The sequence below is a fragment of the Sphingomonas chlorellae genome (genome assembly GCF_056485145.1).
Window position 1 is genome coordinate 144609 of the sequence record NZ_JBQXXM010000001.1, and the last position, 22574, is coordinate 167182.

General features: G+C 70.3%; 24 protein-coding genes and 1 tRNA gene. 8 read left to right on the top strand and 17 right to left on the bottom strand.

Features of this window, described 5'->3' with window-relative positions; translation table 11 throughout:
- Positions 1–21 precede the first annotated feature (21 nt).
- Together ACT3CF_RS00745 and ACT3CF_RS00750 are read right to left on the bottom strand one after the other, a co-directional pair.
- Entirely contained in the window at positions 22–2841 is a 2820-nt protein-coding gene (locus ACT3CF_RS00745) for a TonB-dependent receptor (protein ID WP_478419807.1), read from the bottom strand.
- Between the two features lie 158 nt (positions 2842–2999).
- Positions 3000–3086, bottom strand: a tRNA-Leu gene (locus ACT3CF_RS00750).
- A 126-nt stretch (positions 3087–3212) separates the two neighbouring features.
- Between ACT3CF_RS00750 and ACT3CF_RS00755 the strand changes: the two genes are divergently transcribed.
- Positions 3213–4577, top strand: a complete 1365-nt coding sequence (locus ACT3CF_RS00755; RefSeq protein ID WP_478419808.1) for an MATE family efflux transporter — start codon at positions 3213–3215, stop codon at positions 4575–4577.
- On the opposite strand, the gene ACT3CF_RS00760 is transcribed toward ACT3CF_RS00755, so the two are convergent.
- On the bottom strand, positions 4543–5349 hold the full coding sequence (locus ACT3CF_RS00760; protein WP_478419809.1) for a zinc-ribbon domain-containing protein: 807 nt from the start codon (positions 5347–5349) through the stop codon (positions 4543–4545). The two genes, ACT3CF_RS00755 and ACT3CF_RS00760, sit on opposite strands and share 35 nt — an antisense overlap.
- Positions 5350–5514: 165 nt before the next feature.
- Between ACT3CF_RS00760 and ftsE the strand changes: the two genes are divergently transcribed.
- Genes ftsE through ACT3CF_RS00780 form a run of 4 tightly spaced genes read left to right on the top strand, consistent with a single transcriptional unit; the run spans position 5515 to position 8336 of the window.
- Positions 5515–6216 carry a cell division ATP-binding protein FtsE gene (gene ftsE, locus ACT3CF_RS00765; RefSeq protein WP_478419810.1) on the top strand — a complete coding sequence of 234 codons (702 nt, stop codon included), beginning with the start codon at positions 5515–5517 and terminating at the stop codon, positions 6214–6216.
- Entirely contained in the window at positions 6213–7097 is an 885-nt protein-coding gene (locus tag ACT3CF_RS00770) for a cell division protein FtsX (protein ID WP_478419811.1), read from the top strand. The genes ftsE and ACT3CF_RS00770 overlap by 4 nt, the downstream gene beginning before the upstream one ends.
- Positions 7094–7639: a YdcF family protein gene (locus ACT3CF_RS00775; RefSeq protein WP_478419812.1), complete on the top strand. Its 546-nt coding sequence runs from the start codon at positions 7094–7096 to the stop codon at positions 7637–7639. The genes ACT3CF_RS00770 and ACT3CF_RS00775 overlap by 4 nt, the downstream gene beginning before the upstream one ends.
- 7 nt (positions 7640–7646) lie before the next feature.
- On the top strand, positions 7647–8336 hold the full coding sequence (locus ACT3CF_RS00780) for a lysophospholipid acyltransferase family protein (RefSeq protein ID WP_478421299.1): 690 nt from the start codon (positions 7647–7649) through the stop codon (positions 8334–8336).
- An 18-nt stretch (positions 8337–8354) separates the two neighbouring features.
- Here the strand turns inward: ACT3CF_RS00780 and ACT3CF_RS00785 are convergent, their stop codons facing one another.
- Positions 8355–9272 (bottom strand): prephenate/arogenate dehydrogenase family protein, encoded by a 918-nt coding sequence (locus ACT3CF_RS00785; RefSeq protein ID WP_478419813.1) that lies wholly within the window; start codon positions 9270–9272, stop codon positions 8355–8357.
- Positions 9272–10366 (bottom strand): histidinol-phosphate transaminase, encoded by a 1095-nt coding sequence (gene hisC, locus ACT3CF_RS00790; RefSeq protein WP_478419814.1) that lies wholly within the window; start codon positions 10364–10366, stop codon positions 9272–9274. The genes ACT3CF_RS00785 and hisC overlap by 1 nt, the downstream gene beginning before the upstream one ends.
- A 92-nt stretch (positions 10367–10458) precedes the next feature.
- On the opposite strand from hisC, the gene metX reads away from it, so the two are divergent.
- Both metX and metW read left to right on the top strand, forming a co-directional pair.
- A complete protein-coding gene (gene metX, locus ACT3CF_RS00795; protein WP_478419815.1) occupies positions 10459–11583 on the top strand; it encodes a homoserine O-acetyltransferase MetX in 1125 nt (374 codons plus the stop codon).
- A complete protein-coding gene (metW, locus tag ACT3CF_RS00800) occupies positions 11580–12167 on the top strand; it encodes a methionine biosynthesis protein MetW (RefSeq protein WP_478419816.1) in 588 nt (195 codons plus the stop codon). Before metX ends, metW begins: the two co-directional genes overlap by 4 nt.
- Positions 12168–12259: 92 nt before the next feature.
- Here the strand turns inward: metW and ssb are convergent, their stop codons facing one another.
- The 5 genes from ssb to ACT3CF_RS00825 all read right to left on the bottom strand — a co-directional run bounded on the left by ssb (position 12260) and on the right by ACT3CF_RS00825 (position 16694).
- Positions 12260–12838: a single-stranded DNA-binding protein gene (gene ssb, locus ACT3CF_RS00805; protein WP_478419817.1), complete on the bottom strand. Its 579-nt coding sequence runs from the start codon at positions 12836–12838 to the stop codon at positions 12260–12262.
- Positions 12839–12847: 9 nt separating this feature from the next.
- Complete coding sequence (gene feoB, locus ACT3CF_RS00810) at positions 12848–14704, bottom strand: ferrous iron transporter B (RefSeq protein ID WP_478419818.1); 1857 nt, start codon at positions 14702–14704, stop codon at positions 12848–12850.
- A gap of 4 nt (positions 14705–14708) precedes the next feature.
- Positions 14709–14984, bottom strand: coding sequence for a FeoA family protein (locus ACT3CF_RS00815; protein ID WP_478419819.1), 276 nt, complete (start codon positions 14982–14984; stop codon positions 14709–14711).
- A gap of 112 nt (positions 14985–15096) precedes the next feature.
- Positions 15097–15753, bottom strand: coding sequence for a COQ9 family protein (locus ACT3CF_RS00820; RefSeq protein ID WP_478419820.1), 657 nt, complete (start codon positions 15751–15753; stop codon positions 15097–15099).
- Positions 15753–16694, bottom strand: coding sequence for a DMT family transporter (locus tag ACT3CF_RS00825; RefSeq protein ID WP_478419821.1), 942 nt, complete (start codon positions 16692–16694; stop codon positions 15753–15755). The genes ACT3CF_RS00820 and ACT3CF_RS00825 overlap by 1 nt, the downstream gene beginning before the upstream one ends.
- Positions 16695–16754: 60 nt before the next feature.
- Between ACT3CF_RS00825 and ACT3CF_RS00830 the strand changes: the two genes are divergently transcribed.
- Positions 16755–17846, top strand: coding sequence for an alkene reductase (locus ACT3CF_RS00830; protein WP_478419823.1), 1092 nt, complete (start codon positions 16755–16757; stop codon positions 17844–17846).
- On the opposite strand, the gene ACT3CF_RS00835 is transcribed toward ACT3CF_RS00830, so the two are convergent.
- The 7 genes from ACT3CF_RS00835 to ACT3CF_RS00865 form a co-directional block, all read right to left on the bottom strand.
- Positions 17813–18295, bottom strand: a complete 483-nt coding sequence (locus ACT3CF_RS00835; protein WP_478419824.1) for a hypothetical protein — start codon at positions 18293–18295, stop codon at positions 17813–17815. The genes ACT3CF_RS00830 and ACT3CF_RS00835 overlap by 34 nt on opposite strands.
- 3 nt (positions 18296–18298) lie before the next feature.
- Positions 18299–18718 (bottom strand): 6,7-dimethyl-8-ribityllumazine synthase, encoded by a 420-nt coding sequence (gene ribH / locus ACT3CF_RS00840; RefSeq protein WP_478419825.1) that lies wholly within the window; start codon positions 18716–18718, stop codon positions 18299–18301.
- The gene (gene ribB / locus ACT3CF_RS00845; protein WP_478419826.1) at positions 18718–19854 is read right to left on the bottom strand and encodes a 3,4-dihydroxy-2-butanone-4-phosphate synthase; all 1137 of its coding nucleotides are present in this window, start codon (positions 19852–19854) and stop codon (positions 18718–18720) included. Before ribB ends, ribH begins: the two co-directional genes overlap by 1 nt.
- Positions 19841–20449, bottom strand: a complete 609-nt coding sequence (locus ACT3CF_RS00850; protein WP_478419828.1) for a riboflavin synthase — start codon at positions 20447–20449, stop codon at positions 19841–19843. The genes ribB and ACT3CF_RS00850 overlap by 14 nt, the downstream gene beginning before the upstream one ends.
- A 1-nt stretch (position 20450) precedes the next feature.
- Positions 20451–21431 carry a bifunctional diaminohydroxyphosphoribosylaminopyrimidine deaminase/5-amino-6-(5-phosphoribosylamino)uracil reductase RibD gene (gene ribD, locus ACT3CF_RS00855; RefSeq protein ID WP_478419829.1) on the bottom strand — a complete coding sequence of 327 codons (981 nt, stop codon included), beginning with the start codon at positions 21429–21431 and terminating at the stop codon, positions 20451–20453.
- Positions 21419–21766 carry a hypothetical protein gene (locus tag ACT3CF_RS00860; protein WP_478419830.1) on the bottom strand — a complete coding sequence of 116 codons (348 nt, stop codon included), beginning with the start codon at positions 21764–21766 and terminating at the stop codon, positions 21419–21421. Before ACT3CF_RS00860 ends, ribD begins: the two co-directional genes overlap by 13 nt.
- A 62-nt stretch (positions 21767–21828) precedes the next feature.
- Entirely contained in the window at positions 21829–22362 is a 534-nt protein-coding gene (locus ACT3CF_RS00865; protein ID WP_478419831.1) for an energy transducer TonB, read from the bottom strand.
- Positions 22363–22574 lie beyond the last annotated feature (212 nt).

The window sequence follows — 22574 nt, forward strand, 5'->3', positions numbered from 1 at the left end:
CGTGCCGAATCGCCTGCCGAATCAGAAGAACAGCTTGCGGATGCTCAGCCGAACGACGCGGCCGGTCGGATCGAGCAGGTCGGGCTGATAGCTGACCGGCACCTCGCCGATGCCGTTGGTCACGCGCTGGCGCGTGTCGAACAGATTGTCGACCGAGAAGGTGACGCGCGTGCCGCGCAGCCAGCGATGGTTGCGCACCAGCGAGCGCTGCATCCCCAGATCCGCGAACAGCCGCAGGTTGAGCGTCGCGAGGCTGCCGAAATGAAGCTGGTCGGTGCTGCCGAGCGCGCCGGTATAGACATCGGTCGCGCTCTGCCACTTGCCGATCAGCCGCACGCCGAGCCCGTCGCGCGCAAAGCCCGCCTGCGCCTCGACCTCGTGCTGCGGCTGACCGCCCGCGCTCCCCGTCGCGGCGCCGTTGAGCAGGTCGAGCACGGGCAAGCTGGCGCGGATGCGGACCTGATCCTTGAAATACCAGGTATGATAGAGGCTGAACTGGATCCGCCCCGCCAGCGCGCCATTGGGTCCGCCGAGCCGCCGGAAGCCGCCACCGCCGCCGCCGCCCGGGCCGCCAAAGCCGCCGCCGGGGCCGCGCGGGCCGCCGAAAAAGCCGCCCGACGGCCGCGGCGGCTGACCGCCCGCCGCGCCGGGGCCGCCCGGGCCGCCGGGGCCGCCGGGGCCGTCAGGCAGCGGCCGCCCCTCGCGCTGCGCCGCTTCGCGCGCGGCACGCATCGCCTCGATCTGCTTGGCGAGCTTCGAGGCGAGCGGGACCGAGAAGTTGACGCCCCAGCGCAACTGTTCGCGGTCGGCGCGGTCGAAATTGACCGGCCGGTTGTCGATGCTGAGCAGCCGTCCGGCCGCATCGCGCTGGAAACGATCGGGGAAGGCGTCCTCGACCGCCGCGGTGGCGGCGGGGAAGCTCGAAATCTGATTGCGCGTCGTGCTCGTCACATAATCGGCGCTGAAATTGAAATCGGCCTTTTCGAACGGGCGCAAGTTGAGCCCCAGCTTCACGACGTGCCGGCTGTCGGCGATCAGCGCGCGGTTGCCGCCGGTGAACGTGGTGATCGTCGCGCTTTCGCCGCGGCGATAGTCGAACACGCGGACATTGGCGTTGGGGACGAGCGGATCGCCGAGCTGGTTGGCGGTCGGCGCGCCTTCCTCGTCGGTGACCGACGCGATGAACCGCAGCGGCGCGATCGGCGACCAGTTGATGCCATAGCCGGTGGTGACGAGCGTGCCGAAGTCCGAAAGCTGTTCGACCTCGATATTGCCGTTGAGCGACAGGTCGCCGATCGCCGACAGGAAGCCGTTGCGACGGCTGGCGATCGGCACGTCGATATTGCCGCGCACATTGCCGCTGTCGCGCGACAGGTCGCTCTTGCGGAACAGCCCGCTGCGCTGCGTCTCGCTGTCGAAATCGCTGGTGATGCCGCCGATCTGGATCGCGGTGGCGACGTCGCCCGCAGGCAGCTTGGCCAGCGGCCCGTTGAACAGCGCCGAAACCGAGCCGACCGATGCGGTCGAGCGCGCGACATCGGCGGGGAGCGGCGTGAACAGCGACGCGGGCAGCGTGCCGAACGGGTCGAAGCCGGGCAGGTTGGCGTCGATCATCGCCTGGATCGGCGTGACGTCGAGCCCGGTGGTCGCGACGCTGCGCGTCGTCGTGCGATCGTAATTGGCGATCACCGACCAGCGCCAGTTGTTCGCCCAGGGCGTGCCGTCGCCGTTGAAGGTGACGCCGCCATGCGCCGTCAGGCTCTTGTTGCTGCGCGACAGCGGCGCGAGATCGGGAAAGGCGCGCAGCAGCTCGACATCGTTTTCGAAGGGCGAGAAGGGATTGGCGCCCGGAAGCGTCAGCGTGGCGGTATAGGGACCGTTGAGCGCGCGGCTCTGGTTCGCGGTGAGCGAGGCGTTGACGCTGGCGCCGACCTTGTTCGACAGGTTCTGGCTGTAGACGCCGTTGAGCGTGAAGGTCTTTGCCGGCGCGACGAGCGTGCGCAGCGCGGTGGGATCGCCGATATTGGGCTGGTTGGCGGTCGCGACGAAATCGCCCAGCGCCGGTGCCGCCGTCGCCGCGCCGGCCGGGACGCCCGCAACCGTGACGCGCGTTCCCGCGAGCGCGCTGAGCGCGGGATCGAGTTCGGCACCGTTGACCCCGCGCACATTGCCGCGCGGATCGAACAGGCTGTTCGGCTGGATATCGCGTTCGTTCTCGCGCAGCCCCGAATTGGCCGTATAGCCGATGTTGACGTTGATCCGCCGGTCGCGGCTGATCTTGACCAGCCCGATCTCGGTCTTGCCGGTGGCATAGCCGCCCGCGGTCGGCGTCGACCCCTGCGCCTCGGCCGTCAGCGCGCGGAAGCGTTCGCGCAGCACGAAATTGACGACGCGCTGGTTCGCGCCATAGCCGAACTTGAGCGCGACCTCTTCGGGCAGGATGTCGACGCGCGCGATCGCTTCGGTCGGCAGGTCGCGGATTTCGGCGAAGCTGGAGATGCGCCGCCCGTTGAGCAGGATCACCGGCGCCTCGCCGCCGCGGCCGCGACCGCTGCCCGTCTGCGGCGCGAGCTCGGTGAGCAGGTCGGCGACGCTCGACACGCCATAGGCGCGGACGTCGGCGGGGCTGAGCTGGATTTCGGGCGGAATGTCGCTTTTGACCGCGCCGCGCAGTTCGCCGGTGACGACGATCTCGTTCTCGTCGTCGACCGCGCCGGCCCCGGCCGAATCATTGGGGGGCGACGCCGGCGGGCGGGCGGGGGCGGGCTGGTCCTGCGCCGCAGCCATCATCGGCAGCGCGCCCACCATCAGCGCCATCGTCGCACATCCCCATTTCAGCATCGTCGCGTCACTCCCCGAGAATCGGCCATCATCGCGGCGCCAGGACGGCGCCCACCCGGGCCGGCTAGTCGCGACTTGTCGCACAATTGTGCCAGACCCGGCCGGCAGCGACGATTTGGGGAGAAAAAGGGGAGCCCCGAAGGGCGCCCGGTGTTTCATGGTGCGGTCGAGAAGACTCGAACTTCCACGGCCTTTCGGCCACAACGACCTCAACGTTGCGCGTCTACCAGTTCCGCCACGACCGCACGTGAAACTCGCCGGCTGGGCCGGCGCTGGTGAGGAGCGGCCCCTAGCAAAGCCTTTTGGGGCTGGCAAGCCCAACCATGCGGGTTCCGAAAAATGTTTTCCCCGCCTATTCAGCGCCTCCTGTGATGACGCGCCTCACCCGCCCGCTCGCCGAGACCCGGCATCTGCTTGCACTGGCGTGGCCGGTGATCCTGACCAGCCTCAACTGGACGATCCTGCACATCACCGACGTGGTGGTGGTGGGGATGGCGGGCACCGCGCAGGCGGCGGCGCTGGGCGCGAGCCGCACGATCACCTATCCGGGGATCGTCGTCGGGCTGGGCGCGCTGACCGGCATTCTTGTCTTTGCCGCGCGGGCGGACGGCGCGCGCGATCCCGGCGCCACCGGCCGCGTGCTGCACGAGGGGCTGGCGCTGGGCGCGATCGTCGGGCTCGGCTGTGCGCTGGTGCTGTTCTTCGGCGCGGCATGGCTGCTGGCCGCCGTCGGCGTGGCCCCCGCGGTGCTGCCCGAGGCGGCGCGTGTCGTGCGGGTGATGGCGCTCGCCTATCCGTTCCAGCTCGTGACGATCGCGGCGAGTTTCTTTCTGGAGGGCGTCAGCCGGCCGCGGCGAATCGCGGTGGTCAACCTGGCGGTGCTGCCGCTCAACGCCGTCCTCGCCTGGGCGCTCGCGATCGGCGCGCTGGGGCTGCCCGCGATGGGGGCGACCGGCGCGGCGATCGCCACCGCCATCGCCTCTGCCGCAGGGGCCGCCGGGATGCTCGTTGCCGCCTGGACGCTTCCCGATGCCGCGGCGCGCGGCGTCCGGCGGATCGACCCCACCGGATGGCGCGGCGCGCTGGCGGGCGTGGGGCGACTGGCGCGGTTCGGCGCGATGCCCGCGCTCGCCTCGGGGCTCGAGCTGGTGGGCTTTTCGGTGCTGATCGCGCTTTCGACGCAGCTTGGCAATGCGAGTGCGCACGCTTTCCAGATCGTGTTTTCGATCCACAACCTGACCTTTGCGGTCGCGCTGGGGCTGGGATCGGCCGCGGGCGTGCGCGCGGGCAATGCGATGGGGGCGGGTGACCCGGTCGCGGCGGCCGGGCGCGCGGCGATCGCGGCGGGGCTTGCCGCCGCGGCGACGGGAACGCTCGCGCTCGTGCTGCTGCTCGGCGCCGGGCCGATCGTCGCGCTGTTCCCCGCGAGCGGCGCGGTGCATGCGATCGCGCCGGCGATGCTGCGGCTATGGGCGCCGTTCATCCTGTTCGACGGCGTGCAGGTGGTGTTCGTCTATGCGCTGCGTTCGATGGGCGACCAGGTGGCGGCGGGGATCAACGGCATCGTCGCCTTTTTCCTGATCACCGGCGGGGCGGGAATCGCGCTGGTGCATGCCGGGCTGGGCGATGCCGCGCTGGTGCTGGCATCGGGCGCGGGGATGGCGGCCGCGGCGCTGCTCAACGGCGCGCGGCTGGGCTGGATCAGCGCCCGAGCTCGTGCGCGAACGAGAATTTGAGCGAACGCGCGCTGGCGGGGGGATCGACCTTGGCCGCGGTGAAATCGAGCGCCGCGCGCGGCCCCAGCTCGCGCGTTTCGGGCGTCACGCGCCAGGTATAGATCGCCTCGTCGCTGGCGTTGAGGAGCTGAAGCCGGACGTCGGGGACGTGCTCGCTCGCCGCCGACGGATTGACGATGCGCCCCGATACGACCAGCGCCTGGCGGCCGTCGGGGAGGATGCGCAGGTCGACCTTGCGGTCGACGAAGCGGAGCGTGGTGTCGGCAGCGCCGATGCCCAGCCCGAGCTGCGCCGCGAGGCCGGGCGCGCCCCAATAGGAGATCGCGCCGGCGCCCAGCAGCATCGAGATGCCCGCGAGGAAGGCGGCGATGTTCCAGCGGCGCGCCGGGTTGCGGCGCGGCCGGGTCCGCCGCGGCGGCGGGGCGAAGGGGTCGAAGCCGTCGTCGACCTCGGGCGCGGGCACGGCGATCGCCGCGCGCTCGACGGCCTCGGGAATCGACACGACTGTCCCGGATTGGGTCGGCCGTTCGACCGGCGCGGGCGCGACCTCGACCGGCTGCGGCGCAGGCTCGGGCGCGGCGGGAACCGGCGGCACCGCCGCCGCAAAGGCCGCGGCGGGGGCGAAGGCGCCGCGCGTCGCCAGATCGGCGAGCGGCGGGGCCTGGAACCAGCTATGCTTGCAATTGGCGCAGCGAACCGTGCGTCCCGCCGCCCCGATCGCGCTATCGGGGACGAGGTAGCGGGTTCGGCACTGGCTGCATTCCAGGATCATTCGCGGTGTCTCTTAAGTCCGGCTTGCCCAGTGGCCGGTCGCGCGATTCTAGACCCATGCACGCGCACTGCCAAGAGCGGCCGCCATCCCGTTGCGCTTGAGCGGGCGGGGCGGCTGTGCAATGCCGCAAGCTCGGTTCCGCACTGCAAGGGTCAGCGCCGGCCCATGGCCAATATCGTCCAGTTTGAGAATGTGGGGCTGCGCTATGGGACGGGCGCGGAGACGCTGTGCGACATCAGCTTCACGTTGAAGAGCGGCGCCTTCTATTTCCTCACCGGGCCGTCGGGAGCGGGCAAGACCTCGCTGCTGCGGCTGCTTTACCTCGCGCAGCGGCCGACGCGCGGCACGATCCACCTGTTCGGCGAGGATGCCGGCGCGCTGCCGCGCACGCGGCTGCCCGGATTCCGGCGGCGGATCGGCGTGGTGCTGCAGGACTTCCGGCTGGTGCCGCACCTTACCGCCTATGACAATGTCGCGCTGCCGCTGCGCGTCGCGGGCGTTTCCGAGGCCGAGATCGAGGCGCCGGTGCGCGAGATGCTCGCCTGGGTCGGGCTGAGCGCGCGCAGCGAGGCGCGGCCGCCGACGCTGTCGGGCGGCGAGCAGCAGCGGATCGCGATCGCGCGCGCGGTGATCGGGCGCCCCGAGATCCTGGTCGCCGACGAGCCGACGGGCAATGTCGACCCCGACATGGCCGACCGGCTGCTCCACCTGTTCGATTCGCTCAACCGGCTGGGAACGACCGTGGTGATGGCGACGCACGACCTCCACCTGCTCCAGCGCATCCCGGCGGCGCGGATGATGCGGCTCGAACACGGCCGCCTGACCGACCCCACCGGGCTGTTGCGCAACCCGCCGGAGCCCGCATGAACCTGGGCATCCGGCGCAAGGCTCCCGAACGCGAACTGCTCGACGATCATCGCCGCGGGCGCGCGATGACGTGGGTGATGGCGATCATGCTGTTCCTGACGGTGATCGCCGCCGCGCTGGGGCTGGCGGTGGCGACCGCGATCGGCGGGCTCGACCGCGCGCTTTCGGGACAATTGACGGTGCAGCTGGTCGAGACCGACGCCGCCGCGCGCGATCGCGGCGTCGCCGCGGTGACGCAGGCGCTGCGCCGGACGCCCGGGGTCGAGGCGGTGGCACCGGTCGACCGTGCGCGGCTGGCGGCGCTGCTCGAACCCTGGCTGGGCACTGCGGGGCTCGATCCCGATCTGCCGATGCCCGCGATGATCGACGTGACCGTCCGGCCCGATGCGGTCGATGCCGCCGCGCGCGCGGTGACGGCGGTCGCGCCCGGCGCGCGCGTCGACCGCAATGCGCAATGGCTGGCGCCGGTGCGCGACCTGCTGACGACGCTGGGGATCGTTGCCGGCGGGCTGGTGCTGGTGATCGGCGTCGCGACGACGGCGGTCGTGCTGCTCGCGGCGCGGGCGGGGCTGGACACGCACCGCGATACGATCGAAGTGCTGCATATGCTGGGTTCGACCGACGTCCAGATCGCGCGCCTGTTCCAACGGCGCATCGCGCACGACACGCTGGCCGGCGGGCTGGTGGGAACGGCCGCGGCGATCGCGCTCGTCTGGCTGATCGAGCGCCAGGCGGCGACGCTGGGTTCGGAAATGATCGCCACGGCCGCACTGGGCCCGCGCGACTGGTTGCTGCTCGCCGCGATCCCGGCGGGGTTCACGTTGCTCGCGACGCTGGCCGCGCGGTTCGCGGTGCTGCGCACGCTGGGGCGGATGCCGTGATGTGGCGCGCGCTGCTGCTGATTCCGGTCGCCTGGGCGCTGGGCTTCGGCGCCTTCATGCTGTCGCTCGGCCGGCCGCTCGACGCGCGCGATACCGATGCGATCGTCGTGCTCACCGGCGGCCCCGGACGGATCGACCGCGGGCTGGCGATGCTGCGCGCAGGCCATGCGCAGCGGATGCTGGTGAGCGGGGTCGACCCCGATGTGCGCCCGTCCGAACTGGCCGCGCAGTTCCGCATCGCGCCCGAACTGATGGCGTGCTGTATCGACCTGGGCTGGCAGGCGGTCGACACACGCTCGAACGCCGAGGAGACCGCGCGCTGGGTCGAGGACCACCGCTTCCGCTCGGTGCGGCTCGTCACGACCGACTGGCACATGCCGCGTGCGCGGATGGAACTGGCGGCGGCGCTGCGCGGTCAGGCGCAGATCGTCGGCGACGCGGTGCGCAGCGGGCCGCACAGCCCCAGCTGGACGGTGCTGCTGCGCGAATATCACAAATATCTGGTGCGCCGTTTCGCCCTGTGGCTCGGCGCAGGAGGCTGAGCCGTTGATCCCCTGGCTGCGGACGATCGCGTTTTCGCTGTTCTTTTACGGGCTGAGCGTGCCGATGGTGGTCGCGGTGCCGCTCGTCGCGCTGATGGGCACGCGCGCGATCCGCGGCTATGCCGATTTCTGGACGCTGCTGATGCGCGTCTCGGCGCGCGCATTGCTGGGCATCCGCACCGAAGTCGAAGGCACGCTTCCGGACGGCCCGGTGCTCGTCGCCGCCAAGCATGAATCGCTGTTCGAGGCGCTGGAGCTGACGCGGATGCTGCGCCAGCCCGCCACCGTGATGAAGCGCGAGCTGACCGCCATCCCGCTCTGGGGCTGGGCGGCGCGGCGCTATGGCGTGATCGTCGTCGAACGCAGCGCCAATGCCCGCGCCCTTCGCGCGATGATGCGCGATGCCCGCGCCGCGCTGGCCGAGGGCCGGTCGGTGCTGATCTTTCCCGAGGGCACGCGCGTCGCGCCGGGCGAGCAGCCGCCGCTGCGATCAGGGCTGGCGGGGCTTTACAAGATGCTCGCGATCCCGGTGGTGCCGGTGGCGGTGCAGAGCGGCCATGTCTGGCCCAGGCGCGGCGCCAAGCAGGCGGGCACGATCCGCTTCCGTTTCGGTACGCCGATCCCGCCGGGCCTGCCCCGCGCCGAGATGGAGGCGCGCGTCCATGCCGGGATCAACGCCTTCAACGCCGCGCGCTGAACCGCAGGCGAGGCAAGATCAGCCGGCGCGGTCGGGCGCGCGGCCGAAATCGGGGCGGGCGTCGTCCTGCCCCTGGTCGATCACCGAACGCCGAATCGCCCGCGTGCGCGTGAACAGGTCGAACAGCGCATCGCCGTCACCCCAGCGGATCGCGCGTTGCAGCGCGCTCAGATCCTCCGAGAAGCGCTGGAGCATGTCGAGCACCGCCTCGCGATTGGCGAGGAACACGTCGCGCCACATCGTCGGGTCGGACGCGGCGATGCGCGTGAAGTCGCGAAAGCCGCCCGCCGAATATTTGATGACTTCGGACTGGGTCACTTCCTCAAGGTCCGACGCGGTGCCGACGATGGTATAGGCGATGAGATGCGGCAGATGGCTCGTGACCGCGAGCACGCGGTCATGATGCGCCGGCGGCATCTGTTCGACATCGGCGCCCAGCCGCCGCCAGAATTCGGCGACACGCTCGACCGCGAGCGGCGGACAGCCCTCGGGCGGGGTGAGGATGCACCAGCGCCGCTGGAACAGGCTGGCAAAGCCCGCCTCCGGCCCGCTGTTCTCGGTCCCCGCCACCGGGTGCGCAGGGACGAAGACCGCGTCGGGGAGCGCGGCGGCGACGGCCTCGATCACGCTTTCCTTGCACGATCCGACGTCGCTCAACACCGCATCGGCGGGGAGGTCGGCGGCAATCGCGGCGGCGGCGGCGCCCATCGCCCCGACGGGCACGCACAGGACGACCAGATCGGCGTCGATCACCGCGGCGCCCGGCGTGTCGGCGACATCGTCGCACAGGCCGATCGTGCGCGCGACCGCCCGCACGCCGGCGTCGGCATCGTGGCCGACCAGCCGCACGTCGGGCATCGCCTGGCGCACGGCGCGCGCGATCGAAGAGCCGATCAGCCCGAGCCCGATGACGGTGACGCGCGCAAAGGGCAGCATCAGCCCGCCACGATCTCGCGCAGCGCCTGCGCGACCCCGCGCACCTCTTCCTCGGTGCCGATCGTGATCCGCAACCCTTCGGGCAGCCCCTGCCCCGGCAGCCAGCGGACGATATAGCCGCGCGCCATCAGCGCGTGATAGGCGGTCTCGGCACGCACCGCGCCTTCGAACAGCACGAGCAGGAAGTTGGCGTGCGAGGGCACCGCGCGCAGCCCCTGGTTGCCCAGCGCCGCGACCTGATCGGCAAGCCAGGCCCGCCAGCGCTGGTTATGCTCGCGGCTTGCGGCGACGAAATCCTGCGCGCCGATTGCGGCCACCGCCGCGGCCTGTCCGGCGATCGTGACGTTGAACGGCGCGCGGATGCGATGCAGCGCGTCGATCACCGGCGCGGCGGCATAGCCCCAGCCGATGCGTTCGGCGGCAAGCCCGTAGATTTTCGAGAAGGTCCGCGTGACGAGGACGTTCGGATGCGACGCGGCCAGTGCGAGCGCGCCATCCTCCTCGCCCGGCGCCAGATATTCGGCATAGGCCTGGTCGATCACCAGCAGCACCGACGACGGCAAGCCGGCGTGGAGCCGCTCGATCTCGGCCCGCGGCGCATAGGTGCCGGTGGGATTGTTCGGATTGGCGACGAACACGACGCGCGTGCGATCGGTCACGCAGGCGAGCAGCGCGTCGACATCGGTGGCATAGTCGCGATCGGGCGCGATCACCGGCGTCGCGCCGACGCGCCGCGCCGCGATGTCATAGACCGCAAAGCCGTGGCGGACATAGATCACCTCGTCCCCCGGACCGGCATAGGCGCCCGCGGCAAGGTGCAGGATCTCGTCCGAGCCCGTGCCGTAGATGATCCGTTCGGGATCGAGCCCGTGCAGCGCGCCGATCGCCTCGCGCAGCGCCGTCGCGCCGGCATCGGGATAGCGTTCGAGCGAACCGCGCGCCGAATCGAACGCCGCCTGCGCGGCGGGCGCGGTGCCGAGCGGGTTCTCGTTCGACGAAAGCTTGACGGCCTTCACCCCCGAATCGGTGGTCGACCGACCGGGAACATAGGGGGCGATGCCGAGAATCCAGGGCTTGGGCTGCGGTGCGTTCATGCCCGCCGCGATGGCGCAAAGCCCCGGCGATGGCAAGGCCGCGGGAATCAACCCGGCTTGAACCCGCGCGCTGCTGCTCCTAACCGGGAACCATGTCGGATGATGCGCGCTTCGGCCTGGCCCGTTCGGTGACGCTGCCGGGGCCGTTGCGGCTCGACGGCGGCGTGCTGCTGTCGCCCGTGGAAATCGCCTATGAGACCTATGGCACGCTCGCGCCCGACGGTTCGAACGCGATCCTGCTGTGCCACGCGCTGACCGGCGACCAGCATGTCGCCTCGGCGCATCCGATCACCGGCAAGCCCGGCTGGTGGACGCGAATGGTCGGTCCGGGCAAGCCGGTCGATACCGACCGTTTCTTCGTCATCTGTTCGAACGTCATCGGCAGTTGCCTGGGGTCGTCGGGGCCGGCCACGGTCAACCCGGCGACGGGCAAGCCCTGGGCGATGGGATTTCCGGTCATCACCATCCGCGACATGGTGCGCGCGCAGGCGATGCTGCTCGATCATCTGGGCGTCGCGCGGCTGTTCGCCGTCGTCGGCGGATCGATGGGCGGGATGCAGGCGCTGAGCTGGGCCGCGACCTTTCCCGAACGCGTCGCCTCGGCGGTGGTGATCGCGTCGGCGCCGCGCCATTCGGCACAGAACATCGCCTTTCACGAAGTCGGGCGCCAGGCGATCATGGCCGACCCCAAATGGCGCGGCGGCGATTATTACGACAGCGGCGACCCGCCCTCGGCGGGGCTCGCCGTCGCGCGGATGGCGGCGCACATCACCTATCTTTCCGAAGCGGGGCTGACCGCCAAGTTCGGCCGCAAGCTTCAGGCGCGCGAGACCAAGACCTTCGGCTTCGACGCCGATTTCCAGGTCGAAAGCTATCTGCGGCACCAGGGGCTGGCGTTCACCGACCGCTTCGACGCCAATTCCTATCTCTACATCACCCGCGCGCTCGACTATTTCGACCTGGCCGAGGATCATGGCGGCGTGCTCGCCCATGCGTTCCGGGGGTCGGCGACGCGATTCTGCATCGTCAGCTTCGACACCGACTGGCTCTATCCGACGCGTGAATCGCGCATGATCGCGCATGCGCTCAATGCCGCGGGCGCGCCGGCGAGCTTTGTCGAGCTGAGCTCGCCCTTCGGCCACGATGCCTTTCTGCTCGAAAGCCCCGCGCTCAACCGCGTCGTCGACGGCTTTCTGCGCGCGGGAGAGAATGCATGAGCCTGCGCCCCGATCTGGCGGTGATCGCCGCGCATGTCGCGCCGGGCGCGCGCGTGCTCGACATCGGCTGCGGCGACGGCGAGCTGATGGCGGCGCTGCGGGATCGCCAGGGTTGCGACGCGCGCGGGCTGGAGCTTGACGCGGGCAATGTCGCCGCCGCGGTCGCGCGCGGGCTTTCGGTGATCCAGGGCGATGCCGACAGCGATCTGGGCGAATATCCCGACCACGGGTTCGACTATGCGATCCTCAGCCAGACGCTGCAGACGACCCGGCGGCCCGACCATGTGCTCGAGCAGCTGCTGCGCATCGGCCGCCACGCCTTTGTCTCGTTTCCCAATTTCGCGCACTGGCGCGTGCGTGCGTCGCTGCTGTTCGGCGGACGGATGCCGGTGACGCGGCTGCTGCCCGTCGCCTGGTATGCGACGCCGAACATCCACCATCTGACGATCGACGATTTCCGCGCGCTGCTGCGCGAACGCGGGATCGTGGTGGAGGGATGCTGGTTTCTTTCGGGCGACCAGCAGACCGGATCGGCGATGGCCAACCTGATGGCCGAGCACGCGGTGTTCCTGCTGCGTCGCTGATCGGCGCGCGCGCGCCGAAAACGCCGACGGCCCGGCAGCACCAGGGTGCCGCCGGGCCGTCCGGTTCGATAGCGCGGTCGCGCGATCGGCGATCAGAACGGAACGTCGTCGTCCAGATCGTCGGGGAAGCCGCCGCCAAAGCCGCCCGCCGCGCCGCCGCCGCCGGCACCGCCGCGCTGGCCGCCCGAATTGAAGTTGCCGCCGCCGCGCGCGCCGCCGCCGAAGCCGCCGCCATTGCCGCCGCCGAAATCATCGCCGCCGGCACCCCATTCGTCCACGCCGCCGCCACGCGAACCGCCGCCTGCACGATCCCCCGAGCCGGGGCCGTCGAGCAGCACCATCTGCGCGTTGAAACCCTGCAGCACGATTTCGGTCGAATAGCGGTCGGCGCCCGACTGGTCCTGCCATTTGCGCGTCTGGAGCTGGCCCTCGACATAGACCTTGCTGCCCTTGCGCAGATAGCGTTCGGCGACGTTCGCCAGCCCTTCGCTGAAGATCTTGACCGTGTGCCATTCGGTCTTTTCGCGGCGCTCGCCCGACTGGCGGTCCTTCCACGTTTCCGAGGTGGCGATGCGCAGCTCCACCACCTTGCCGCCGTTCTGGAACGACCGCGATTCGGGATCCCGACCGAGGTTGCCGACCAGGATCACCTTGTTAACACTGCCCGCCAAAGCTTGCTCCTAAAGTCCCAGCGCCACCGCCGTCCAATAGGTCACCCCGGCGGCAACATAGGCGGTGGCAAAAAGATACCCTATCATGAAGGCCGGCCACTTCCACCCGTTCGTTTCGCGGCGCGTCACCGCGATCGTCGAAATGCACTGCGGCGCGAACACGAACCACATCAGGAAGGCGAGCGCACTCGGCAGGCGCCAGTGCGTGCGCAGATTCTCGCGGATCGAGGCGCGGCCCTGATCGCCGTCGGGATCGTCGATGGCATAGACGGTGCCGATCGCCGCCACCGCCACCTCGCGCGCGGCCATTGCGGGGATCACCGCCAGCGCCATGTCGCGGTTGAACCCGATCGGCGCGACCACGACCTGCAGCCCGTTGGCGATGCGGCCGGCAACCGAATAATTGACCGGTGAAACGGTGCTGCCCTCGGGCGGCTTGGGAAAGCTGAGCAGCGCCCACAGCACCACGGTGGTGACGAGGATCGTCGTGCCCGCCCGGGTGAGGAAGATGTTCGCGCGCTGGAACAGCCCCAGGCCCAGGTCGCGCAGCCGCGGCAGCTGGTATTTCGGCATCTCCATCATGAAGCCGCTGGTCGCACCGCGCGTGACGGTGTGGCGCAGCACGAGCGCGGCGACGAACGCCCCCGCGATGCCGGTGATATAGAGGCCGAACAGCACGAGCCCCTGCAACCCCACGCCCGCGAGCACCGCGCGATCGGGAATCACCGCACCGATGATGATCGTATAGACGGGCAGCCGCGCCGAACAGGTCATCAGCGGCGCGATCAGGATCGTCGTCAGCCGGTCCTTCTCGTCGGCGATCGTGCGCGTCGCCATGATCCCCGGCACCGCGCAGGCGAAGCTCGACAGCAGCGGGATGAAGGCGCGGCCCGACAGGCCGACGCTCGCCATCAGCCGGTCCATCAGGAAGGCGGCACGGACCATATAGCCCGAGGCCTCGAGCACGAGGATGAACGCGAACAGGATCAGGATCTGCGGCAGGAACACCACCACCGCGCCGACGCCGGCGATGATGCCATCGACGATCAGCGAGCGCAGCACGCCGGGGGGCAGCGCACTGCCCACCTCGGTCCCGATCCAGCCCATCAGATCCTCGATCCAGCCGATCGGCGTCTGCGACCAGGCGAACACCGCCTGGAACATCACGAACATCAGCGCGAGCAGCAGCAGCGGCCCCAGCACCGGGTGGAGCACCAGCGAGTCGATGCGGTGCGTCCAGCGGCGCGACGCGGTTTCGGACACCGTCACCGCCTGCGCGATCTGGCGCGCGCGGCGCTGGAGCGTGACGAGATCGTGCCGCACGGTCGGATCGGGGCGTCGCCCGCCACTGTCGCGCACCAGCTCGCCCAGACGCTCCTTCAGCGTGTCGAGCCCGCGGCGGCGCACCGCCACGGTGGGAACGACGGGCACGCCCAGTTCGCGTTCGAGCGCGGCCGGGTCGAGCTTGAGCCCGTCGCGTTCGGCCAGATCGATCATGTTGAGCGCGACGACAACGGGCAGGCCCAGCGCGATCAGCTGGAGCGTGAAGCGCAGATGGTTGTCGAGGTTCGACGCATCGACGACGGTGAGGATCGCGTCAGGCAGCCGCTCGCCCGTCTGACGGCCGAACAGCACGTCGCGCGTCACCTGCTCGTCGGGGCTGGCCGGCTCCAGGCTGTAGGCGCCGGGCAGGTCGACCAGCTCGACGGGGCGGCCGTCGGGCAGCGCGATCCGCCCCGAATGCCGTTCGACGGTGACGCCGGGATAGTTGCCGACCTTTTGCCGGGCGCCGGTGAGTGCATTGAACAGCGCGCTCTTGCCGGCATTCGGGTTGCCGACAAGCGCAACCAGGGGAGTAGCATGCATCAGATCAGTCCGCCTTGGGCCCCACATGGATGGCGGCGGCAACATGCCGGCGCAGCGCCACGGTCATCCGCCCGATGCGGCAGGCCACCGGCCCGCCGCCGAGCAGCCCCGAGCGATGGAGCAGCGCCACCTCGACCCCTTCGTCGAGCCCCAATTCGCGCAGACGCCGCGCTTCGGGTTCCGACAGGAGTTGCCACTCGACCGAAACCACCGTGCCGGGCGTGTCGCGCGGCATCAGCGAAAGTCGGACGGGCATCGGGATCGCAGCGGCGACGTTCATGCTGCGAGTGATTATCAATTAGAAGTCGGTTGCGCCAGTGCAATTTCGGCCCGGCCGCTTGCGCGCCGTGCGGGTTTGCGTGCGGGCCCGGAGGCGGTCGACCCCGCGGTCCTCAGACCACCGGGTAGCGCAGGCGCCCGATGAAGCGCGAAAGGCTCGGCCGATTCTGCGTCCGCGCCAGAAATCCGGCCTTGGCCTTTTCGAAACGCATGATCCCGTCGATCCGACGTGCCAGAAAGGCGCGCGTGTCGGCCCAGTCGGCGCTTTCGTCCTGCACGAACACCGCGATCGTCGCGGCATAGATGCCGCCGAGCATCGCGCGCTTGGTGTAATGGTTGTAATCGGTGGCGGTATCACCCGCCGCGCGCCACATCGCATCGGCCGAACGCCAGCCGAGCCGCGCGGCGCGCGCGACATGGTTCGGCATCGCCAGGATCGCGAGCGCACGGCGCAGCGAGTCGCGCTGCGGCGCGAGGATCGCCAGCCGCGCCTCGACCAGCGCGGTGATCCGCTGACGGATCTTCATCCCCGCCAGCGCCTCGGGCGTCACCCGGTCGAGCATGGCGCGGTCGATCGCGGCGAACCAGGCGTCGATCATGTCGACCGCGCCGCCCGGAAAGGCCAGCCGGGCCACGTCGCGATCGACGCCCAGCGTGTCCGCCGCCGCGCCCAGCGCATCGGCGTTCCAGCCGTCGAATGCGGCATTGCTGGCAATGACCGGCGCGAGCGCGTCGCGCAGTTCGTCAAGCGTGGCGTCGGCGAGATCCATCATTCCGATTTAGGCGCATCTGCGGCGGGTGCAACCCGCTGTGCGCGCCGGGCACCCTGGCCGACCAGCACCAGCGCCGCCGCCACCAGCGCGGCCCCGACGAAATCCGGCCCCTGCAGCCGTTCGCCATAAACGATCCAGCCCAGCGTCGCCGCAACGATCGGCTGGATCAACAGCGCGATGCCGACGACGATCGGCGGCAGATAGCCGATCGCATAGATCATCAGCCCCTGGCCGAAGAGCTGGCTGACGACCGCCAGCGCGATCAGCGGCGTCCAGTTGTGCGGGATCACCGGCTCGCCAAGCGCGAGCGCGAGCAGGAGCAGCGCGGGGATCGTCCCGATCGACGACAGCGCGAGCGCCGACAGCGGCGCCATCCGCTCGCGTGCGCGGCGCATCAGCACCAGATAGATGGTGTAGAGCGCGCCCGCGAGCAGGCAGAACAGATCGCCCGCGAGATGCCGCGACGACAATTCGGCCGACCGCCCGAGCAGCAGCGCGCCGCCGATCGCGGCGAGCGCCAGCGCCAGCGCCTGTGCCCGCGTCGGCCATGCCCGCGCGACGAGAAAGCCATAGATCGGCAGGATCAGCGTCGTCGAATTGCCGAACAGCGTCGAATTGGCGAGCGTGGTCCGCACGATCCCGATGTGCCAGCTCGCCAGATCGAGCGCGAAGGCGACGCCGGCCACCGCCAGCACCAGCCACAGCCCCTGCGCTGCACGAATCGGGCGTCCGCCGGTCGCGAACGCCGCGACCAGCAGCACGGGAGTCGCCAGCGTGATCCGCCAGAACGCCGCCGAAACCGGGCCGACGTCCGACAGGCGAACGAACAGCGGCCCCGACGCCAGCGCGACATTGGCGAGCGCCACCGCGACCAGCGCCGTTACCGGCACGACGCTTTGCGGACGATTAGTTTTTCTTTGCGACTGGCTTGCGTGCATAGCCCCCCTTAGCTTCCTATCTCGCCCGCGTCACATTCCATTCGAGGGAGAAGTCCTGCGATGCCAAGCCTGTTCGACCCGATCCAGCTGGGGGCCGTCGAAGCGCCGAACCGCATCCTGATGTCGCCGCTGACACGCGGCCGCGCGACGCAGGCGCATGTGCCGACGCCGGTGATGGCCGAATACTATGCCCAGCGCGCGGGTGCCGGGCTGATCCTGTCGGAGGCGACCGGAATCAGCCGCGAAGGCCTGGGCTGGCCCTATGCGCCGGGGCTATGGACCGAGGCGCAGGTCGAGGGCTGGAAACCGGTCACCGACGCGCTGCACCGCGCCGGCGGCCGCATCTTCGCCCAGCTGTGGCATATGGGCCGGATCGTCCATCCGAGCTTTCTCGACGGTGCCGCGCCGCTTTCGGCATCGGCAACGACGGCACCGGGACAGGCGCACACCTATGCCGGCAAGCAGCCCTATGCCGCGGCGCGCGCGGCGACGCGCGACGATATTGCCCGCGTGCTCGACGATTATGCCGCTGCCGCGCGCAACGCGATCCGCGCCGGGTTCGACGGCGTCCAGCTCCACGCCGCCAATGGCTATCTGATCGACCAGTTCCTGCGCGACAGCAGCAACCATCGCGATGACGATTATGGCGGCTCGCCCGAAAATCGCGCGCGGTTGCTGCGCGAGGCGGTCGACCGGCTGATCGACGCGGTGGGTGCGGACCGGACCGCGGTGCGGCTGTCGCCCAACGGCGACACGCAAGGGGTGATCGACAGCGATCCCGAGGCGCTGTTCGTCCCGGTGGCGCGCTTCCTTGCCGAGCGCCGCATCGCCTTCCTCGAACTGCGCGAGCTGCGTCCCGACAGCACCTTCGGCAGCAGCGACCAGCCGCGCGTCTCGCCCGCGATCCGCAAGGTGTTCGACGGCCCGCTGGTGCTCAACCAGGAATATTCGCTGGCCGAGGCGCAGGCCGCCGTGGCGGGCGGCGCGGCCGACGCGATCGCCTTTGGCCGGGCGTTCATTGCCAATCCCGACCTGGTCGAGCGGTTCCGCGCGAACGCGCCGCTCAACACGCCCGATATCGCGACCTTCTACAGCCGCGGACGCGAGGGCTATGTCGATTATCCGACGCTGGACGCGCGCGTTCCAGCCTGATCGCCCCCCGCTTCCTCGATCAGCGCGTCGACGAAGCGCGTACTGGCGGCACGCAGGGTCTCACGGACCCGCGGCGCCGCCAGCGCGGCGATCGGGACGACCGGCACCACCGGCCACAGCAGGAAGCTGGCGGCGACGAACAGCGCCACACCGACGGCGATGGCGAAGCGCAGCGTCCGGAAACGCGCGCGCACGCGAAAATTGATCGGCACCCGCCGTGGGGCGCGCGCATCATAGAAGGGGCGCGTTACGAAGGCCGTCGCCGCCGGCGGCCGTCGATGGCGAAGCCCCGCCCAGCGGGATGGCGCCGCGCCGGGCTCGCGCGGCGGCGCGTCTGCCGGTGGAACCGGCGATCGCGTGCCGGCGGCCGGCTGTCCGGTCCGGCTGTCGATCACCTCCAGCCGCCGCCCGCGCTCCACCACCTTGTAGCGGCCGGGAGGCGGCTGCATCGGTCAGCCGAGCCGCTGCTTGAGCGCGAGCATCGCGAGCGCGGCGCGTGCCGCGTCGCCGCCCTTGTCCTTCTGGTCGGGGCGCGCACGGACCAGCGCCTGGGCCTCGTCCTCGACCGTCAGGATGCCGTTGCCGATCGGCAGCCCGTCCATCGTCAGCGCCATCAGCCCGCGCGCGCTCTCGTTCGAGACCACCTCGAAATGATAGGTCTCGCCGCGGATCACCACGCCCAGCGCGACATAGGCGTCATAGCGCCCCGTCTCGGCCGCCATCGCCAGCGCGCCCGGCAGTTCGAGCGCGCCCGGGACGGTGATCGTCTCGTGGCTGTGCCCCGCCGCCTCGATCGCGGCACGCGCGCCTTCGAGCAGCAGGTCGTTGAGATGCGCATAGAAGCGCGCTTCGAGGATGAGGACGCGGGCCATTAACGTTCCAGATCGATGGCACGCTCACCGACGATCGACAGGCCGTAACCGTCGAGCCCGATCAGCGTGTGGTGGGTGTTGGTGAGCAGGACCATGTCCTGCACGCCCAATTGGGTGAGGATGGTGGCGCCGACGCCATAGTCGCGCAGTTCATCCATCTCCTTGGGCGCCAGTTCGCCCGCCCGCGCCTGGAGCGCGCGCGAAAACTGGTCGGGGCGAGCACGGTTGATGACGACGACGACGCCCGCGCCTTCCGCGGCGATCATCTCCATCGAACGGCGGAGCAGCCCGCCGCGCGCGCCGCCTTCGCCGAACAGGTCGGTAAAGGGCGACAGCGCATGCATGCGGACCAGCGTGGGACGCGACGGGTCGATCTCGCCCTTCACCAGCGCGATCTGTTCGGTGCCGGTCGCGCGGTTCCAGAAGGTCATCGCGGTCCATTCGCCGCCCCACTGGCTGTCGAAACGGGCCTCGGCACGCTTTTCGACCAGATGGTCGTGGCGCAGGCGATACGCGATCAGGTCGCGGATCGTGCCGATCTTCAGATTGTGATACTGGGCGAACGAGATGAGGTCGGGCAGCCGCGCCATCGTCCCGTCGTCCTTCATGATCTCGCAGATCACGCCGGCGGGGTTGAGCCCGGCGAGGCGCGCGACGTCGACCGCCGCCTCGGTATGGCCCGCGCGCACGAGCACGCCGCCGTCGCGCGCGACCAGCGGAAAGACGTGGCCGGGGGTGACGATGCTTTCGCGTCCCTGCGTCGGGTCGATCGCGACCGAGATGGTCCGCGCGCGATCCGCGGCCGAAATGCCGGTGGTGACGCCTTCCTTCGCCTCGATCGAGACGGTGAACGCGGTTTCGTGCCGCGTGCCGTTGGCGCGGCTCATCAGGTCGAGGCCGAGTTGGTCGACGCGCGCCTTGGTCATCGCCAGGCAGATCAGCCCGCGGCCGAACTTGGCCATGAAATTGACGGCGTCGGGGGTCGCCATCTGCGCGGGGATCACCAGATCGCCCTCGTTCTCGCGATCCTCGTCATCGACCAGGATGAACATCCGGCCGTTGCGGGCCTCGTCGATCAACTCTTCCGGCGAGGACAGAAACCCGTGCTTCAGACGGGCCAGTTCAGCTTTTGGCACGTAGCGACTCCATGCGCTGCAGGTAGCGGGCGAGGACGTCGATCTCCAGATTGACGGGCTGGCCTGCCTTCACGTCGCCCAATGTAGTTACGGCGGCGGTATGGGGAATGAGGTTGAGCCAGAATTTGACGCCGTCGGCGATATCCTCGACCGCGTTGACGGTCAGCGAGACGCCGTCGACGGTGATCGAGCCCTTTGCCGCGACATAAGGCGCGATGGCCGGCCCCGCGACGATCGCGACCTGAAGCGAGCCGCCGGTCTCGGACACCTCGGCGACCTTGCCGACGCCGTCGACATGGCCGGTGACGATGTGCCCGCCCAGCTCGTCGCCCAGCCGCAACGCACGTTCCAGGTTGAGCCGGCGTCCGGCGGTCCACTGGCCCGCCGCGGTGCGCGACACCGTCTCCCCCGACACGTCGAACGCGAGCCAGCCGGCGCCCTTGTCGACCACGGTCAGGCATACGCCCGAACAGGCGACCGATGCGCCAAGGTCGATCGCCTCGGTCGGATAGGTGGTGGCTACGCGCACGCGCAGGTCGCGCGGCTGCTCGACGGCCTCGATGGTGCCGATGTCGGTGACGATTCCGGTGAACATGTCAGTTGCCCGCGTAGACCTCCAGACGATCGCTGCCAAGCATGCGCGTGTCGGTCAGCCGCCACCGCCCATGTGCCTGCGCCAGATCGGTCAGCCCGATGTCGCCCAGCGCCGGCCGCCCGCCGCCGATCAGGATCGGCGCGCGATAGAGCAGCAGCCGGTCGACCAGCCCGGCACGCAGGAACGCCGCGGCGGCGCCGGCACCGCCCTCGACCAGCAGATGATCGACGCCGTCGAGCGTCGCGATCGCATCGGGCGCGCCGATCCGCGTCCACCCCGGCGGAAGCGGCGCGTCGCCGCGCGACAGCAGCACGCGCACCGGGCTGCGCGCGGCGAGTCCGGCCAGCCGAACGTCGAGCCGCGGCGCATCGGTATCGAAGGTGCCGCGCCCGACCAGGATCGCCTCGTGCCGCGCGCGCTCGAGGTGCGCGTGCGCACGGGCGGCGGCGCCGGTGATCCAGCGGCTCTCCCCCGAAGCGAGCGCGATGCACCCGTCGAGCGAGGTCGCGAGCTTGAGCGTGACGAACGGCCGTCCGCGGCCCCGGCGCGTGCAGAATCCGGCCATGACGGCCCGTGCCTCGGCCGTGCCCGGTCCCCATTCGACCGCGATTCCCGCCGCCGCCAGCCGGGCGGCCCCCTGTCCGTCGGTACGCGGATCGGGATCGCGCAGCGCGATCACCACGCGTGCCACGCCCGCCGCGACGAGCAGGTCCGCACAGGCCGGTCCGCGCGACGAGCGGTGCGCACAGGGTTCGAGCGTGACATAGCAAGTTGCGCCGCGCGACTTTTCGCCGGCCTGCGCCAGCGCCATCGCCTCGGCATGCGGGCGCCCGCCCGGCTGCGTCCAGCCGCGCCCGACCACGATGCCGTCACGCACCAGCACGCAGCCGACATTGGGATTGGGCGCCGTGCGACCGCGCGTCCGCTCGGCGAGCGTCAGCGCCGCGGCCATCCAGCGTGCGTCGTCGGCTACAGCCCCCATTGCTTCAGCGCGCTGTCGACCTGCTTGAGTTCCTGGCGATGCTTTTCGCGCGCGCGCGCCTCCTCGGCCTCGCGGATCTTCTGCTTGGCGAGGTCGATCTCCTGCTGGCGCTTGATCTCGGCGTCGCTGCGCGTGATCGGCCAGTTTTCGACATAGATGATGTTGGGCTTGTACGGCTTCTCGAACTGCGAGTCCTTGAAGAACATCCACAGGATCGCCGCCGTCGCCGCCAGCGCGAGCAGCAGGAACCACAACTGATAGGGCCGGCGCTGCGCAAGGAAGAAGCGCAGGTCGCGATAGGCGGCGAACGGGGAAAGATAGCGCAGGAAGCTCATCGTCCCACAGATAGGCGCGCGGGCGCCGCGGAGCAAATGCCGCGCGGCGCCCGCGGCGCGGCTTACGCGCCGGTCAGGCGAAAGTGCACCGTCATCTCGCGCCAGCTTTCCTGCGGCTCGCCGCCACGCGTCGCCGGGCGGAAGCGCCAGCGGCCGAGCGCCTGACGTCGCGTCGCATCCAGAAAGGCCGCGCTGGTCGCGCGCACCGCCTCGACCTGCTTGACGCGCCCGTCGGTGCCGATGCGGATGCGCACCGTCACGCTGCCCTCGCGCTGGGCGCGCAGTTCGATGCCGGGATAGTCGGGCTGGAAACCGTCGGCAAAGCGCGGATCGGGCGTCGCGGCGATCAGCGGCGGCATCACCATCGGCGGCGGCTCGACGGCGCGGACCGCCGGACCCGGGTCGGCCACAAGGCCGGGGGACGGCGGGTCGCCGATCGTCGACGTCGTCGCCACCGTCGTCGTCGACCCGGTGTCGCGCACGATCGGTTCGGGGGCGACGGGCAGCGGCGTCGTGGCGCGCGGCGCGGTCTTGACGTGCGGTTCGGGGGGCGGCGCGGGCGGCAGTGGATCGGCCGGGATGTTTGTGCCCGTCATCGTGATGGTCCTCGGACGCGGCAGGATGTGCGGGGCGAGCAGGAACATCCCCGCGGCAACCAGAGCGCTGACGGCGAACGCGCCACCGAAGCCGGCGGCACGGTGCGGTTGCGGATGATATCTCATATCGGCGTACATGATGATGCACTCCCAATCGCTGCGTCCCGGCAAAGCGCCGGAAGCGCGATGGTACAACATCACAAACGCGGAAA

Coding starts and splice junctions, on each gene's coding strand:
- feoB (WP_478419818.1), bottom strand. CDS start 14,704: ATGCATGCTACTCCCCTGGTTGCGCTTGTCGGCAACCCGAATGCCGGC.
- hisC (WP_478419814.1), bottom strand. CDS start 10,366: ATGAACGCACCGCAGCCCAAGCCCTGGATTCTCGGCATCGCCCCCTAT.
- ACT3CF_RS00860 (WP_478419830.1), bottom strand. CDS start 21,766: ATGAGCTTCCTGCGCTATCTTTCCCCGTTCGCCGCCTATCGCGACCTG.
- ACT3CF_RS00755 (WP_478419808.1), top strand. CDS start 3,213: ATGACGCGCCTCACCCGCCCGCTCGCCGAGACCCGGCATCTGCTTGCA.
- ACT3CF_RS00760 (WP_478419809.1), bottom strand. CDS start 5,349: ATGATCCTGGAATGCAGCCAGTGCCGAACCCGCTACCTCGTCCCCGAT.
- ribH (WP_478419825.1), bottom strand. CDS start 18,718: ATGGCCCGCGTCCTCATCCTCGAAGCGCGCTTCTATGCGCATCTCAAC.
- ACT3CF_RS00785 (WP_478419813.1), bottom strand. CDS start 9,272: ATGCTGCCCTTTGCGCGCGTCACCGTCATCGGGCTCGGGCTGATCGGC.
- ribD (WP_478419829.1), bottom strand. CDS start 21,431: ATGGGGGCTGTAGCCGACGACGCACGCTGGATGGCCGCGGCGCTGACG.
- metW (WP_478419816.1), top strand. CDS start 11,580: ATGAGCCTGCGCCCCGATCTGGCGGTGATCGCCGCGCATGTCGCGCCG.
- ACT3CF_RS00745 (WP_478419807.1), bottom strand. CDS start 2,841: ATGCTGAAATGGGGATGTGCGACGATGGCGCTGATGGTGGGCGCGCTG.
- ACT3CF_RS00830 (WP_478419823.1), top strand. CDS start 16,755: ATGCCAAGCCTGTTCGACCCGATCCAGCTGGGGGCCGTCGAAGCGCCG.
- ACT3CF_RS00865 (WP_478419831.1), bottom strand. CDS start 22,362: ATGACGGGCACAAACATCCCGGCCGATCCACTGCCGCCCGCGCCGCCC.
- metX (WP_478419815.1), top strand. CDS start 10,459: ATGTCGGATGATGCGCGCTTCGGCCTGGCCCGTTCGGTGACGCTGCCG.
- ACT3CF_RS00825 (WP_478419821.1), bottom strand. CDS start 16,694: ATGCACGCAAGCCAGTCGCAAAGAAAAACTAATCGTCCGCAAAGCGTC.
- ACT3CF_RS00820 (WP_478419820.1), bottom strand. CDS start 15,753: ATGGATCTCGCCGACGCCACGCTTGACGAACTGCGCGACGCGCTCGCG.
- ACT3CF_RS00835 (WP_478419824.1), bottom strand. CDS start 18,295: ATGCAGCCGCCTCCCGGCCGCTACAAGGTGGTGGAGCGCGGGCGGCGG.
- ACT3CF_RS00815 (WP_478419819.1), bottom strand. CDS start 14,984: ATGAACGTCGCCGCTGCGATCCCGATGCCCGTCCGACTTTCGCTGATG.
- ftsE (WP_478419810.1), top strand. CDS start 5,515: ATGGCCAATATCGTCCAGTTTGAGAATGTGGGGCTGCGCTATGGGACG.
- ACT3CF_RS00770 (WP_478419811.1), top strand. CDS start 6,213: ATGAACCTGGGCATCCGGCGCAAGGCTCCCGAACGCGAACTGCTCGAC.
- ACT3CF_RS00850 (WP_478419828.1), bottom strand. CDS start 20,449: ATGTTCACCGGAATCGTCACCGACATCGGCACCATCGAGGCCGTCGAG.